This is a genomic window from Candidatus Pelagisphaera phototrophica, assembly GCF_014529625.1.
GTDB lineage: Bacteria > Verrucomicrobiota > Verrucomicrobiia > Opitutales > Opitutaceae > Pelagisphaera > Pelagisphaera phototrophica.
Map to the genome: position 1 here is coordinate 2973283 of NZ_CP076039.1, position 15278 is coordinate 2988560.

15 protein-coding genes are annotated in these 15278 nt (G+C 49.1%); 7 read left to right on the forward strand and 8 right to left on the reverse strand.

The genetic code is table 11. The features are described 5' to 3' along the window. Window positions 1-43: 43 nt before the first annotated feature. Together GA004_RS12810 and GA004_RS12815 are read right to left on the reverse strand one after the other, a co-directional pair. Window positions 44-1348, reverse strand: coding sequence for a PQQ-binding-like beta-propeller repeat protein (locus GA004_RS12810; RefSeq protein WP_283394265.1), 1305 nt, complete (start codon window positions 1346-1348; stop codon window positions 44-46). A gap of 108 nt (window positions 1349-1456) precedes the next feature. Beyond that, window positions 1457-2881, reverse strand: coding sequence for a sulfatase (locus tag GA004_RS12815; protein WP_283394266.1), 1425 nt, complete (start codon window positions 2879-2881; stop codon window positions 1457-1459). 648 nt (window positions 2882-3529) lie between these two features. Between GA004_RS12815 and GA004_RS12820 the strand changes: the two genes are divergently transcribed. Next, complete coding sequence (locus tag GA004_RS12820; protein ID WP_283394267.1) at window positions 3530-3787, forward strand: hypothetical protein; 258 nt, start codon at window positions 3530-3532, stop codon at window positions 3785-3787. Between the two features lie 45 nt (window positions 3788-3832). Here the strand turns inward: GA004_RS12820 and GA004_RS12825 are convergent, their stop codons facing one another. Continuing rightward, entirely contained in the window at window positions 3833-4438 is a 606-nt protein-coding gene (locus GA004_RS12825; protein WP_283394268.1) for a 3'-5' exonuclease, read from the reverse strand. Between the two features lie 67 nt (window positions 4439-4505). Further along, entirely contained in the window at window positions 4506-4991 is a 486-nt protein-coding gene (locus GA004_RS12830) for a hypothetical protein (protein WP_283394269.1), read from the reverse strand. A gap of 182 nt (window positions 4992-5173) precedes the next feature. Between GA004_RS12830 and GA004_RS12835 the strand changes: the two genes are divergently transcribed. Further along, window positions 5174-7606 (forward strand): SLC13 family permease, encoded by a 2433-nt coding sequence (locus tag GA004_RS12835; protein WP_283394270.1) that lies wholly within the window; start codon window positions 5174-5176, stop codon window positions 7604-7606. A gap of 41 nt (window positions 7607-7647) precedes the next feature. Here GA004_RS12835 and GA004_RS12840 read toward each other — a convergent pair whose 3' ends face one another. Both GA004_RS12840 and GA004_RS12845 read right to left on the reverse strand, forming a co-directional pair. After that, complete coding sequence (locus tag GA004_RS12840; RefSeq protein WP_283394271.1) at window positions 7648-8499, reverse strand: universal stress protein; 852 nt, start codon at window positions 8497-8499, stop codon at window positions 7648-7650. A 209-nt stretch (window positions 8500-8708) separates the two neighbouring features. Then, entirely contained in the window at window positions 8709-9161 is a 453-nt protein-coding gene (locus GA004_RS12845) for a DUF5069 domain-containing protein (protein WP_283394272.1), read from the reverse strand. A 145-nt stretch (window positions 9162-9306) separates the two neighbouring features. Between GA004_RS12845 and GA004_RS12850 the strand changes: the two genes are divergently transcribed. Genes GA004_RS12850 through GA004_RS12860 form a run of 3 tightly spaced genes read left to right on the forward strand, consistent with a single transcriptional unit; the run spans window position 9307 to window position 12608 of the window. Then, window positions 9307-10035 carry a hypothetical protein gene (locus tag GA004_RS12850; RefSeq protein ID WP_283394273.1) on the forward strand — a complete coding sequence of 243 codons (729 nt, stop codon included), beginning with the start codon at window positions 9307-9309 and terminating at the stop codon, window positions 10033-10035. A 33-nt stretch (window positions 10036-10068) separates the two neighbouring features. Next, a complete protein-coding gene (locus tag GA004_RS12855; RefSeq protein WP_283394274.1) occupies window positions 10069-10476 on the forward strand; it encodes a hypothetical protein in 408 nt (135 codons plus the stop codon). Window positions 10477-10502: 26 nt separating this feature from the next. Then, window positions 10503-12608 (forward strand): DUF455 family protein, encoded by a 2106-nt coding sequence (locus GA004_RS12860; RefSeq protein WP_283394275.1) that lies wholly within the window; start codon window positions 10503-10505, stop codon window positions 12606-12608. A 58-nt stretch (window positions 12609-12666) separates the two neighbouring features. Here the strand turns inward: GA004_RS12860 and GA004_RS12865 are convergent, their stop codons facing one another. Continuing rightward, the gene (locus GA004_RS12865; RefSeq protein ID WP_283394276.1) at window positions 12667-13317 is read right to left on the reverse strand and encodes a hypothetical protein; all 651 of its coding nucleotides are present in this window, start codon (window positions 13315-13317) and stop codon (window positions 12667-12669) included. Window positions 13318-13455: 138 nt separating this feature from the next. Between GA004_RS12865 and GA004_RS12870 the strand changes: the two genes are divergently transcribed. Together GA004_RS12870 and GA004_RS12875 are read left to right on the forward strand one after the other, a co-directional pair. Next, entirely contained in the window at window positions 13456-13977 is a 522-nt protein-coding gene (locus tag GA004_RS12870) for a hypothetical protein (RefSeq protein ID WP_283394277.1), read from the forward strand. A gap of 85 nt (window positions 13978-14062) precedes the next feature. After that, window positions 14063-14590 (forward strand): hypothetical protein, encoded by a 528-nt coding sequence (locus tag GA004_RS12875; RefSeq protein WP_283394278.1) that lies wholly within the window; start codon window positions 14063-14065, stop codon window positions 14588-14590. Between the two features lie 56 nt (window positions 14591-14646). On the opposite strand, the gene GA004_RS12880 is transcribed toward GA004_RS12875, so the two are convergent. Then, window positions 14647-15267, reverse strand: coding sequence for a VPDSG-CTERM sorting domain-containing protein (locus tag GA004_RS12880; RefSeq protein ID WP_283394279.1), 621 nt, complete (start codon window positions 15265-15267; stop codon window positions 14647-14649). Window positions 15268-15278 lie beyond the last annotated feature (11 nt).

Sequence of the window (15278 nt, forward strand, 5' to 3'; positions counted from 1 at the left end):
ATTGAATTCTTTGGATTTCCTGAATAACGAACCACGCTGTCAATCAGGGAGCCGATGATAAATCCACACAGATCAGCTCCCGGTCATTTCGGGCAAAAACATGTTTGTGGGCAAAGGCGGGTTGCGACCAGACGATTTCCTCGCTTCGGCGGGGAAGAAAAGTCGTCGGCTCGATAAGCTTGGCCGTCGATATTCGGTCGAAACCTTCCGGAGTGAGTCGGGCAATCACTAGATCGCCACGCTCGGTTAAAATCCATGTATGTTCGCCATTTTGCACAAAAAAAGCCGTAGCCCAACGCCCTTTCTTCAACAATGTCTGATCACTCCAAACGCGATCCCCATTAGATAGGTCCAAACACCTCAACTCCCCATGGCTATCGGTTCCATAAACGTAGTTGCCTCGAATTACAGAGGTCATTATGATGCTGTGTAGTGCGTCCGTGTGAATCTCGCTTCTGCCTCGTCTGCTCCACAAAAGATTCGATTCCAACTCGTTGTCATCCAGAACATAAAGATAGGAGCCGTCATAGAAGGAGCTGAGAAAAATCCGCCCTGTCTGCACATCAACCACAGGATCCGCCACATTTATCGGACCCTTTGCTCGATCAAATTCATGCTTCCAAGCCGGTTTTCCCGTTTCAGGATCCAAAGCTGCAAACCAGTCCCCAGTCCACACGAGCACCAAATGACTTCCCGCTTGCTCGATGAATTTTGGAGCCGAATAGGAAGCCAAACCATCGAGGGATTTCCACGCCTCTTCTCCGGTATTCTTGTCAAATGCAATGATGCATGCATCCGGCTGGCCGCCAACCATTAAGTAAACTCGCTTGTCGTCAACCAGCGGTGATGCCGCAATACCCCACACCGGCATGTTCGCCCCGTATTCACTATGCAAATCTCGCTTCCAAATCACTTTACCGCTTTCCACATCGAAACAATGAGCATGCCCCATCGCGCCATACGAATAGGCCTTGCCATCAGAAATGGCCACTGCCGTTCTCGGTCCCAGAGGATAACCGATATCCTGATACTCGCAGTCATAGACATATTTCCAAATTTCCTTACCCGTCAACCGGTCGACACAATGCACCTGCTCGACCTGCTTAGGCTCTTTCAAATAGCTGGTGAGGAAAACACGGTCCCCACTAACCGTCGGACCCGAATACCCTGCTCCAACGGGAGTGGTCCAGACAGGAGTCAACTGATCTGATTCAAACTTCGAGACGACTCCCGTTTCACTCCAAACGCCATCGCGATTCTCACCTCTCCACTGCGGCCAATCCGCAGCATGTACAAAAGATAGAAACACCAAGTAACCGAAAAGACCGAATAATACACGCGAAATCATAGACTTGATCCTTCACAAACTCCTCTCTAATCCGCAACCATAAACGCCATCGCCAACTCTTTGAGGGCTGAGACTCCAGCTCGGTTCCTCGATTGAGCGCTTAAGTTGCTATAAATTTTGGTCTTTTTTGGCATCCGGCACATTCGTCTGCGGCAACCATTTCGACATACGTGCTATCGCATACGCATATTCAGGAATACCAGCCAAATTGGTCCACTCGTTTGGGTCCGCGTTATGATCGTAGAGCTCTTCACTGCCATCTGAATAGCGAATATACCGCCAGCGAGTGTCACGGATCGCGTGGTTATTGCGGCCATTCGTTGTGACAATCGCCCGATCGGTCTTCAATTCCGGGTTGCGAAGCAGTGGGACCAAACTCGTTCCCGAAAGCTCGGTTTTCGGAGGCAGTCCACAAAGTTCGATCAGAGTAGGATAAATATCCAAAAGACTCGCCGGCTGCATGCTTTGGCGTCCTTTCACAGATCCATCAGGCATTGCTGGAATCCCTTCGGGTACCGAGATCATCAAAGGCGTTCTTGTGGACCGATGCCAAAGGGCAAACTTTCGCCAGTGTTCCTTTTCCCCTAGATGCCAACCATGATCCGTCCACAAGACAATAACCGTATCCTTCTTGTGGGGACTTGCATCAAGCGCGTTGATAACCCGACCTACCTGTTCATCGGCAAACGCGATGGACGCTAGGTAGCCTTGAACGGCTTGTTTCCACTGATCTCCCTTGACCACAGCAGAGTGATCCCCTCCACTGGTCGCGACTTTGATCGCTACCGCAGGAAGATCGTCTAAATCATTTTCCGACACCTTTGGGATTTGAATTAAATCCAAAGGAAACTGTTCGAAGTATTTCTGTGGGACATACCACGGCAGATGGGGCCTAAATATTCCGCAGGCCAGAAAAAAGGGTTTTTCATGTTCCTTGCCAAACTGTTTCGCAATCCATTTGGCAGTCTTGTAGTCCCCCATTTCGGTCGTGGGCTCGATAACGGGACTCCAGTCGAAATTGCCTTTCCCCAGTCCATTAACGTTTCGTTCAGGCGGAACCGGGTCCGCGAACTTGTTTTCCAACTGATGCGGGTAGTAACGGTCCCAAGAGTCTGGATCCGGATATCGGCCGTGATAAATTTTACCTGAACCCGCCGACCAGTAACCATTGGCCGAGAAATGCTGCGGAATCGTAATCACATCCGGCATAGCGGGTCTCCAAGGCTGCGGGTTGTGGTACACGCCCGACTGGCTCGGAGCAATTCCCGTCATTAAAGCGGCCCGAGAGGGATTGCACGCAGGAGCCGCACAGTGAGCGTTAGCGAATAGAACACTTCGCTCCGCTAGACGATCAATATTTGGCGTTTTCGCCTGTGGATGCCCACCAAGGACCCCGATCCAATCATTCAAATCGTCGATAGCGATGAAGAGCACGTTTGGCCGATCGATATCAGCCCGCATAGTTAGCTGCCCGACTAACATAAGGCAGCAAATCACCTGAGCGAGGGTCGGATACTTGATAATTGAATTCATGTTTATCAAAGCGACGATTACATAACGACCAAAGGACTGACTGAAACGTGGATCAACATAATACTTTGCTCCACGCGAACGCCAGAATGAAATTGAGGTAACCCGCTAACACAGCCGTTGCCAAAATTGACCTCGATGATTTGATAGAAAGCTATAAGCCTAGTTTTTCATGAGGCGTCAAGACCGGCTAATCAAAGTGTTCTTTTTTCTTTAGCTCGTCTGTTTCGTTTGCTCCTTTTCACTTGTTTTCTTACTGGAGCCTAGCGGGGACGGCTTCACTCGCGGGCTCAATCGGTTAGGAGCGCTTATGGGATGGCAGCTCGAGGCAACGGTATTCGCTCTTCTAGGATTTATTAGTGGCATCGGAGAGAGAGCAAGGGACATCGCGGCACCTCCTGGCTCAGCCGAGGACCCGCCATCGTTCAAACTACCCTCATCGTCGCTCTAATCGTCCCTATCCTTTTTGCGAGTTTTGCCAGTACGCTCAAGCCCGAAACAGATTACCTGCCGCCTAAAGTAACCACTTTTCCTGCTGCCGCTATAACATTCGACGCCACAAGTGCCAACAAAACCGTCACCCAAACCGAAGTCTACTCGGGAATCTACCATCGAGGTTTCGAAGCAAGTCGCTTCTCCATTCCCAAATGGGTGGATACATTGGTCGGTGGAAACAAGCAACGAAGCCAATCAGGCCTTGGGTTCCTTTTCACAGAAAGTCCTAGTCGTTCCGAAGGGATTCAGATCGCCTTGAAGGTCAATGGCAGGCTAAGCGATAATACTACCGAACTAACCCATTCAGGCGGCTTTCAAAAGTGGCTACACATTGTACCCATAGAATCCTTCCGCGGCCATAGCCTGAAAGCGTTCGAGCAAGTTCGAACCGCGTTTTCTGGGCAGCAACCGTAGGTTATATACGATTCGCCCAAAAGGGCTCTTTTGCCCAGTGGATAGTCAATCCGAAGACTTAGAATACCTTCCCCCTCCTAGTTGGACTACTTTCTTACGCTCGAGCTCGAATAGACATTTGGCACAGGCTTTCACATCCAGTAAGGCGTCATGAGCTCCTTCAAAATCCACGTCAAACAGCTTCAGATGCAATTCGGATAGAGTGGGCCATTTGTATCCATACTTTCCCGGCATTTGGCAAAAGTCTGTCGAAATATCCTTTGTGCAAATTCGCTCGGGCTTGTGCCTCGACTGAATTTTGGCCCGAACGCACTCCGCTCCAAGCACCGGGTGGTCATAACTCATATTGTGGGCGACCAAATATTGTGTCTGTTCTACTTTATCCAAAAAGCCCGATAGGACATCCTTAATAGGAATCCCATCGGACTCTGACTGGCTTTGACTGAATCCATTCTCGATCCAGAATCTTTCCGTCGGAATCACCCAACCATCCGGTTTGATTAGATCCACTCTACTCTCAATCAGCTTTCGGTTCGAACCATAAAACGCCCACGCGAGCTGAATAACACGGGGCCAGTTATCGACGTCGCTGATTCGAGCGTCATATCGTGTCGGCAATCCGGTCGTCTCTGTGTCAAATACGAGGAACATACATCTAAAAGTTTAATTGGGGATGTCCAACGAATGAGGGTAGCACAGAACAAACCAGGCCCTTCAACTATGATTCACCCTGCCGCGTCGATTCGAGCGATTCCTGTCCACCGCTTGAAGTACCCCGACTAAAAAGCTTTTTAAAGATTCGCCTAGGCATACTCTTACCCGCGAGCTCATTCGCGATTTGGTCAGCCGCGTTTGCTTTTGCGGTTTCCCATGCCGCTGGGAAGCCCGGCGCATTCATGACCATGCTTTTTTCCGCCCTCAACAGGATCTCTAGCTCATTCTCGATTTTCGCGTCGGGCTTTTCCGACAAGATAGAAACCTCGACCCGCAAGTTCTCGTTTTCTTTCTCTAGTTTCTGCCTCTCCGCTTTCAACCGCTGCATGAGCTCTGCCTCCACTTCCATTTTGTCGCTCAGCATTCGCTTATACCGGCTGAGCTCTCGATTAGAGACGCCTAAACGAAAGAGGGTATAGACGAAGAAACCCAATCCAATAGCCAATCCCCACGCAAAGGGTGACTTTACGATGACAATTACAAATTCCATGATGGCTGACACTTATCGCCCAAATTCGAATAAGTCGAGTAATGGCAGCCCAAAAACGTAATTTATAGAATATCAGCCCAAGCAAAACCCACGGCCAAATATCTGGGACCCTCTTATTTCCCACAAATCCTCCTCTCATTCCCGATCCAGAAAACAAAACGTCCGATGCCGCAATCGCAGACTTGCCCCATTGCGTATTTCCACTTTGCCTAGATCTCAATTTTCCCATTCAATCCTCGGTACCGTCGCCCTCCCCCATGACCGCTGATATCGCCATCGTCCTTTCAATCCTCGTCATCTCGCTCGTTCTCTTCGTAACCGAGAAAGTTAGAATGGATGTGACTGCGCTTCTCGTGTTGGTCGCATTAGCATTAACGGGGGTACTCGACACCTCCGAAGCCGTATCCGGGTTTAGCAACCCAGCTGTTATCACGGTTTGGGCGATGTTCATACTCAGCGAGGGGTTGGCCAATACCGGAGTGGCTAACATCATAGGACGCTATGTCTTGCGTTTCACCGGAAAGACCGAATCTCGCATGATATTTGTCATCATGCTCACCTCGGGCTCACTTTCAGCGGTGATGAACAACATTGGAGTCGCGGCTCTAATGCTTCCGGTGGTTTTGAAGGTAGCGCGGGAAACCGACACCAGCCCATCCAAGCTGCTCATACCGCTAGCTTATGGGTCACTTCTAGGAGGGCTAACCACTCTAATTGGCACCCCACCCAACCTCCTCATCAGCGACGCCCTCCGTCAGAACAATCTCGAACCCTTCGGCTTATTCGACTTCACTCCGATCGGCGCCGCGGTAATGATCGGGGGAATCGCCTTCGTCGCCTTCTCTTCCCGCTTCATTTTGCCTGACTATGGCAAGTCCCGTTCCTCTAAAGATCAACAAGGAGTTGAGTCCTTGTTTAGCCAATACGAACTTGGCGAACGCACCTTCTTTTTAAAAGTTGGCCCCAATTCCGTATTGTCCGGCAAGAGCCTAATCGAGAGTCAACTCGGAAAAGCGCTCGGTTTTCGAGTAATCGCTCTCCAACGGAATGGTGAAACCATTTTCACGCCCGACCCTCATTCCCGACTTCAAAGCGGAGATCGCCTCTTGACCCAAGGACAAGCAGAACGATTAGCCGAGCTGCAAGGCTGGCAAAAGCTCGTCCCGGATGACGCTTCTCCCAGCGCCTCCACATTGCTTTCTCCAGAAGTCTCGGTCACCGAGCTCACGATTGCTCCTGATTCTTTTCTCGTAGGCAACTCAGTCCAAGGAACCAATTTCCGCAACCGATTTGATGCCAGCATCATTCTGATTCGACACCAGGGAGAATTTAAACACCGGAAACTAGCACAAGAAGTACTGCACGCAGGCGATAAAGTGCTGGTTCAATGCAAGTCTTCCAATATCGAACAGCTAAAGGACGATCCGAACTTTTCCCATTTCAAGCTTGCTACGAAGGAGGAGATCAATCGCTACACGAGCATAACGGAGCGACTTTTTGAAATATCAATTCCGGCCGACTCCTGGTTAGTGGGCAAGGCCATCAAGGATAGTCAGCTCCGTCTTGGCTTTGATCTTCATGTAATTAAAATTCAGAGACAAAAGGAAGAGATACTGCTTCCTGGAGCAGAGGAGATTCTTCAGGCCGGTGACCGACTTACCCTTCATGGACGCCGAGACGACCTCCAGTTAATCCGCAGCTTGCAGGAACTCGAGATCCAATTTCCCGACAAGGGAGAGACAGGAATCCCCGAGTCCGAAGAAGTGGGTCTGGCCGAGGCCACGCTATCTCCTAAATCGAAAATCGTCGGTCACTCTTTGGCGGACATACAATTCAGTGAAAAGTACGGTCTGCAAATTCTCGGTATCCAAAAAGCCGATAGCTCCTACAGGGCTCACCTCGGAAACAAGCAGCTGCAATTTGGTGACAGTTTCCTCCTCATGGGACCTAAAGAGAAACTGAGCTTACTGGAAAAGGATCCGGATTTCATTTTCCTATCTCAGGTCGACAATAAGACTTTCCAAACGAGCCAGTCCATTCTGGCGACTTGCATCATGATTGCGGTGCTAATCCCCGTTTTCTTCGGCTGGTACTCCATCGCGATCACTGCGGTCACAGGCGCCGCTTTGATGGTTCTCTGTGGATGCCTAAAAATGGAAGAAGCCTATCGGGCAATTGAGTGGAAGTCGGTCTTTCTGATAGCCGGCATGCTTCCACTGGGAACTGCCATTGAGAAAACGGGGGCCGCTGAACTTCTCGCAACAGGGATTATGTCTACCGTGGGAGATCATAGTCCTTGGATAGTCATTGGGAGCCTCTACGTCGTTACCGCCATAGCGACCACAATCATTCCTACGTCTGCCTTGGTCGTACTCATGTCCCCCATCGTTCTAAAGTCTTGTGCCGACCTCGGTATCTCTCCGCAATCAGGGATGATGGCCGTCGCTTTGGCTGCTTCCGCCAGTTTCACTAGCCCCATCTCCCACCCTGCCAATATACTCGTCATGGGACCGGGTGGGTACAGGTTCGTCGACTACATTAAAGTAGGGGCTCCCCTCGCCCTCGTTGTATTCATAATATCCATGATCGCCCTCCCCATTTTCTGGCCCCTTTAGCCAACGGGAAGATCCAAAGACTGAGCGAAACAGCTAGCGTTTTAACTATCCTTGACAGGTTTCACAATCAAGAGCGGATACTTCGCCCCTCTTGCGACATTCTCGACAGTGCTCCCCAGCATTGTCGCGACAACCGCACCCTTGCCTTTGCTTCCCATGACAATCATACTAGCGTTTCGCTTGCGGGCCACATCCAGAATCGCGGTTGACGCTTTGAGATTCGAAGCGATTACAACATTAACTTTCGACTCATCAACTCCTGAATCCTGGGCAAATTTTTGGACCTGTTCCGTCGCGTTTTCACGGAGATCGACGAATCGACTAGCTCCGATCGACATTTGAGAGCCATATGGCATATCAATGGCCTCTACCAAGATGATTTTCGAATCATCGCTTCGAGCCATTATTTGAGAGGCAACAAGGAGGGCTTCACGCGAGGGTTCAGAATGATCTGCAGCCACTAAAACCCGATCGAGGTTCAGTTGACATTCATAGGGGAGCAGCAAAACCGAACAAGGGGCTCGACGAGCAATCTTGTAAGGAAGCAAAGCGTGGTTTTGTTTACTGGTAGACTTGCCACACAATAAAAGATCGACATCAGAGAAGGCCACGTACCCTAGGATCTCGTCCATAGGTGGTCCATCGCAAATATAGTATTCTGTTTGTAATGACGCTCTCCCTTTAAACCAGTCGGCAACTCGATTACTCAAGCAAGAAAGCGCTTCATCAGACGACCTTCCAGCGTCACTCTTCTCACTGTCCTGGTAGAGCGAATGAAAGAACACCAACTTCGAACACTGGAGAGACTGAACCAGAACCGATGCATGAGAGAGCACTTGCCGATCTTTATCCGACAAGTCTAAACAAACAAGAAACGTGTCGAATTTCTGCATTTTTGTGATCGGACCAGAAAAATTCCAAAGGTGTCCTAATGACTAAAAGGAGCAAGTTCATTCCTCATCAGATCGACCCCTTTGTCTGCATATCACAGGGTGGAAGCCTCCGAAGGCCCCTTTTGTTGCTGAACCTAACTCCGGGGCCGCCAGAATCGCCCTACCCCCCTTTGGAGCTCCACCAGCGGTTCTTTCCGTGGATACTTTTGCTAAATCCGACCTTCTTCGATATCGTAGACATCGAACCAGACACGGACGATTTTTCCCGATGGAATGTACTGTGGGATGTATCCTTCAAGAAACTCTTGCAGCTCGATCGGCATGTCGCACAGGTGCTTGGAGCGCATTACATTGTTCCAGGCTATAATCTCTCTTTTCCCACAAGGCTTGGCGCTCGCTTCAATCCAACTCGCCATTTCCCCATCATCTGCGCCCGTTCCCACCTTATTCCTGAAATCCTCGGCACTCAACTCCGTGAAATCGAGAAAGAAATTGTCTAACGGACAGTCGAAATGATACTCCCCATTCGTTCCTGCTAGGACGGCCCGACACTTATCGAGCGTCCGTTTAGCGATCACATACCCTGCCAAAGTCTCTCGAGGACTTGCCGGAAATGCGGTACTTAAATCTAGGGCCAGCTCTGATAGGGTTGAATTTGGCATAATTTTGTAAGTTAAGAGTGTGAACAACGGAATACTGATCAATCCGACTGCGTCAAGGTTGGCTAATCTTACAAATTTGCCTTTTTAGCCTAGATGTGATCTTTGCGGTGCTCCTAGAATGCCTTGTGTTTAATCGAAATCAGAAATGGATCTCCCAATAAGTCTGGACACTCACTCGCCCCATACCGAGTTCCCCTGCACCAAAATCGTGAATACGCTCTATGAACTCATAAACACCCCGTTTGATAAATCGACAAACGCCTTGTGCTGGAAACGGACTCTTTCTGGCGATTTTGATGAAATCGCGATTCAATTAAGCGGATACAATGAAATCCTCTCCCTTAAAGAAGCTGATCTTTACAGTTTGGATCTCAGCAAAGACGGGCAGGCTGCCCGGGATCTCCTCGTACAAGACCTGCGACTCCTTCGTAAACTCGGATTGGAACCTATCCTCGACTGCATCCCATTCTATCCTCGCGATTCGAATTCAGGTCCAGTGGCGACCGATGTTTATTCCTTCCACGTCGACACTGCTAACATCAACGCAGACACCTATCTGTGCAGCTATAATCTTGCCCCTTCCGAGGGGCTGCTCAATTCCGACGCGATTCGCAGAATAGACATTCCGGAAACTCGGTCCGAACTTCTCAAGCAATACGGTAACGAGGACAACGAAGGGTTCACCGAGTACCTGAAAGAAAACCACTTTGACTTGCACTACCTTCCAGTTTCACTCGCCACCCCCTACTCTTTTGGTCTGGGCAACCTCTGGCGAATCGCGACGGACTGCCCCAACAGTCCCACACTGCCCTGTATCCATCGTGCACCCACAACCCAAATCGGTCAACCACCTCGACTACTCCTTATCAGCTAGACCGAACTTAGAGGGGGTCCAATCATCCAGAATATGCGCCTCAGCCGACATCTTTCGATTTTGAAAAGGCATAGTCGAAGCTCCAGTGCCCTCGTTTACATAGCGACCAAAGACTCAGGGAAAGCCCACGGCCAGTCTATTCTACGCAACACGGGGAGCTGCCTAGAGAGAAAGACTTCATCATTTGGCAAGGTTGACAATCGAATCCTAATTGATGGAATCATACACATGGGTCATCACGCGGACTACGAAGCGGAACACACGCCGGAAGCAATACGAAAACGGATTGAATCTAACCACTCACAAGACTATCTGAAAGACTCGATCTACGGAGCAATTGATGGAGCAGTAACGACGTTCGCCGTCGTCTCCTCCGTAATCGGAGCGGGTCTCGGTAGCGGAATCGGAGTACTCCTCCGTCCATTCGCAGAAGGTATGTAAATACTCGCTTTTCGAAACTCTTCCATATGCCCATTCAACTTCAGGATTTTGCGAAACAGGTCCTGTTCGGCGAGACGTTGGAAGAAAAACTGAGTTTTCCGCGTAGCGAAATCATAGATACTCTACCTGGCAGTCCGATCAAGACTCCGCGTAAGTTGTCCCGGCCTCACCATTTGAGGCTCCACGAAGATGGCGTTAAACCGAGCCACCCCAGTAACGCCAAACTCGTAGATGAAAGGGAACGAGGCCGCCTTCTCCACTTTTTCGGCAATCACGAGTTACTTGCAACCGAGCTCATGGCTTTGGTTTTACTCAAGTTTCCCGAGGCTCCTTCCAGCTTCCGACTCGGCGTCCTCGAAACATTAAAAGAAGAGCAAATCCACACGCAGCTCTACATTCATCGCATGAAGCAGTGTGGGGTGGAATTTGGCGAACTTCCGCTAAGCGACTACTTTTGGAAAAGTGTGTCTTCCATGGAGGATCCTTTGGATTACGTGACCCGACTTTCGCTTACTTTCGAACAAGCCAATCTGGACTACTCCTTTGAGTACAAAAAAACTTTCGAATCCGTGGGAGACGATGTGACCGCCGGTCTTCTCGATCGAATTTACCGCGACGAGATTCAACATGTCGGTTTTGGATTGAAATGGTTTCGACGCTGGAAAGATTCCGGGAGGACCGACTGGGAGGTCTTTCGAAAGCGACTTGTCTTTCCGCTATCCCCCTCTAGGGCCAAAGGCAGTTGTTACAACATTGACGGCAGAATTCAAGCGGGTCTCGACGATGCATTCATCAGCGACCTGCAAGTTTTTCACCAATCGAGAGGAAGGACCCCATCCGTACTTTGGTTTAATCCAGATGCGGAGCGCTACGCTGCCGAAGACCCCGCCAACGAACTTTCAATGGAGCGAACTCAACTACAAGATGATTTGGAAATCCTACCTCTTTTCTATTCTCGCCAGGACGACATTCTCCTAATGTCCACACCTCCAGAAAAAGAGCATCTGCGTAATATTCAAAATTCGGGCTTTACCCTACCGGAGATTTTAATCCATGGAGATAAAAAAGCCGCCCCGACCATTCCTCGAAAAATCGGCCAGCTTCGACCATGGAGTTGGACCCCCGACAGCCTTGCCTTTTTCCGCAATACATTTGTATCCCTCACACGTCCTATTCAATTGGGTACTTTATGGAACGCTTCTATTCGCGATTTGTTCTCCAAGAAATGGAGTGCCCAATGGGGCAAGCAAATTGCGCGAGAGACTGAAGAGGACGAATGGATCGCTCCAACTGAAGTCTATGGAGAGCCCGTGGCCGATCTAGAAACCCTGAATACGGTTCGCGGCACATTAAAGGCCCTGGGATATGAAAACGTGGTTTGCAAAGCTCCATTCGGAACAGCCGCGAACGGGAATCGCTGCATTTTTGCCAATGAAATTCTGGGAGCAAGCACACTCGCATGGCTTTGCAAGCGCTGGAAAGATCAAGGCTACGTAATCGTTGAGCCATGGCTTGATCGGGTATTTGACTTTTCAGTTCAGCTTGAAGTGGAGACCGACAAAGCGAGGACCATTGCATTTACACGTTTGCTAAACAACCACCGTGGCCAATTCAAAGGTGTGGTCACTTCTAGTTTCTGCCAGGGGGTAGCTCCGGAGATAACGCGTTTTCTCATGGAGCCAAAAGAAGGAAAACCAAGGGTGTACCACTTCTACGAAACGCTGGTCATCTCCCGCCTTTTCTCGGAAATGCGCAATTCTGGATACATCGGTCCCCTCGGAATAGATGCGTTCGTTTATCGTTCCCCAATGGGTACGCTCCGACTTAAGACAATTGTTGAGATAAATTCGCGCATGACGATGGGTCGTATCGGGTACGAGCTAAGTAAGCGAAATGCCGCTCGATCCGTTGGCTTGTTTCAAATCCTAACTCGCTCCCAGTTATCCAAAACGGATACCTCTTCTTTCATCGATTACAGCCGGCAATTGATGGCCCAATACCCTACCGTCTTGACCAAGGAAACCAATCCACGCCTTGTTTCGAGCTCCAGTCCGTTGAACGACCCGTACACAGCGAAGAAATTCCTAGCAGTCTATCACGTCCGCGAAAAACTCAGCCAGCTCCCAATCTAGAGGGCTGCTGTTATCCACAGCCCCTCTTCTACTCGCCGATGATCGCGTTGGCCTTGGGTTATATCCCTACCCTTAGCTTTCTCAACAAGCGCATCCCAGCGGCTCCCGCCCCTAGAAGGGCTATGCCAAACAAGCCTGGACCAGTGTCTGGAACTGATGATGATCCGCCCGGCGTCGTTACCGCTGTATTGACGACCGACTCATACCCCCAATGCTGCACAGTCGCATTCTGAGAAGAGTCAAAATCAAACTGCAGATAGCCGTAGGTAAAGCTGGATGAAGAAAATTCCGGCACTCGGAAACCCACGTAGGCGGTTTCATTGCTCAAGGCAGGACCTATGAATCCTCCATCAGACCAAACCTGGTGCGATGGACCTATTTGTTGGTTAGGGCCAACCCAATTACTTACGGCCGCCGAAGATCCGTTATTAGCGTTACTCCCTGCAGCTATTAAACCAGTACCCATAAAATTTTCGTGAAATATCAAGAAAAAACTTAATTCTCCATGCCCAGCTGAGGAGATATCAATCGGCGTATCCGGGCCAACCGGTGACCCCAGATCCACCGTTACTAATGCAGCATCTACTTCGGTGCTGCTAACTGCAGCGACTCCCGCCGCCGCGGCTGAATACCTCGCCATTCTGGAAGCACGTGAATCTGTCGTTTTTGCTTCGTCTGAATTAGTCTTTACGCTTTCGGATAAATTCATGAAGACACTAAAGTAACAAATTTTCCACCTACTGTCACCCTGATCGTGCTATCAGGGTTCCTTGCAAAAAAGGGTAGGGGTATTGGAGCCATTTCGCTCTTCCTCTTGATGCAGCTTTTGCTTATCTAGTGCCGCATTATGAAAACAAACACCTTCATCACATTAAGTACAGCAACTGCCAATATCGGAGTCCTTGTCGGACTAGTCTTCCTTATTTTTGAACTAAGACAGAACTCAGCCATTGCTTTGTCTCAAATGACTCAGGAGAGAGCGGCCATGTTAGTTGATCAAAACATTGCTTATGTAACCAACCAAGAGATTTCTAAATTAATGGCCCGCATTTATACGCACTTTGATTTCGACTCTGTAACAAAGGATGAATGGGACCAAATAGCTCGTCACGAGATTATTGTAAGAACACGTCAGCGAGATATCTGGTTTCAGTATAGCAAGGGCTTAATCGACGAAGAAGTCTACCTATTAGCCATCAATAGTGCTGCGAATCGACTTCCCTTGTGGGAATGGTTGAAAATCCCTCTCCCAGGTAAATTCACGAAAGATGTAGCTAATAGATCGAAAGAAGAGGGCTTTCAAGGAAGCCCAATCCGAACTAAATTTATTGAGTGGTCTAAAAATAACAAAAGCCCGTACGAGATATAGGTCTTCGGTAGTGTTGAAATAAAGCCACGGTTTATGCCCAAAAAGTTTGTGCTAGGCAGATGTCTCCATTAATCGGGGAGGCATTATGAAATCCAACACAGTCCAAATTCTCACTACAGTACTTAGTAACGTCGCCGTATTAGCTGGCCTTGTATTCCTTATCTTTGAGTTGAGGCAAAACTCAGCAATTGCTCTGTCTGAGATAAGACAAGAAAGAAACTTAAATATGACCGATCATAGCTTGGCCAACGCTAGAAATGAAAAGTTTTCTGGTTTGCTCGGAAAACTTACTGTTGCTTGTGCTTTTGATGAAATAACAGAAATTGAATGGTATCAGATTATTCAATACGAAAAAGGAATTAAAGCTCGTATCACCGACGTCTGGTTCCAGTACGAACAAGGCTTCATGGATAATCTCGCTTATAAAAATTCTCTAAGATATGCTGCTAATAGCGAGAGCCTTTGGGCCTTTCTCGGAATTTCTCCATTTCCCCAACCTTCTTTTGTAGAGGACCTAGAGACTCTAAAGTCCAGCGACGACTTTCAGCACAGCCGTTTTTCAACCAAATTTACGCAATGGGTTGATGGGAAAAAGACCCTAGCTCAGTACTAGGGTTTATCAACAGCCCCCAGAAAAAATTGTCCCCCAAAGGACTTATGAAGATTTTCTTACCCCAGCTCGCGTCTAGCAAAGGCTAGAGCCGCTACCCCAGCTCCTAGAAGGGCTGCTGTGGAGCCTGTGTCGGGGACGGCTGTTGAGCCTGTGCCAGGGACGCCTGATGTAGATGTCGTACCCTGAGGATCGCCAAAAGGATAACCTCCCTCATCTCTGTCAAATCCCCACGTTAATATCAACGATGAAATTTCCGATGGAACAAATACATCGGTTCCTGACCATGTAATTGAGATTGCAGAAGTAACCGTATCTCCAGCTGACAGCGCTTCGCTGAACTGAATTAATAAACCGTCACCCATGCCTCCGTAGTTGTCTTGATAAGTCACATTAGTGGGGGATTGTCCACCAATTGCTCCGCTAAACTCAACGGTGTCGACTGTGCCAACTATGTAGTCCCAGTTTTCGTCACTAGCATCCATTAGCCAAAGGAAACTGGCTTGGATGCCCGTTGGAGGATTAGCTGTTGCATCTAGGGTAGCAAGCCCTTCAGGAATACCGATGGTTAATTCATCATTGGTGAATGTATCGATGTTAAAAATCAAAGCTGCCGATGCCGAAGCAGGGAGAAGTGACAACAGGAGACTGATTTTGAGCAGATTCGCGTAAAGTTTCATTGTATTTCCCT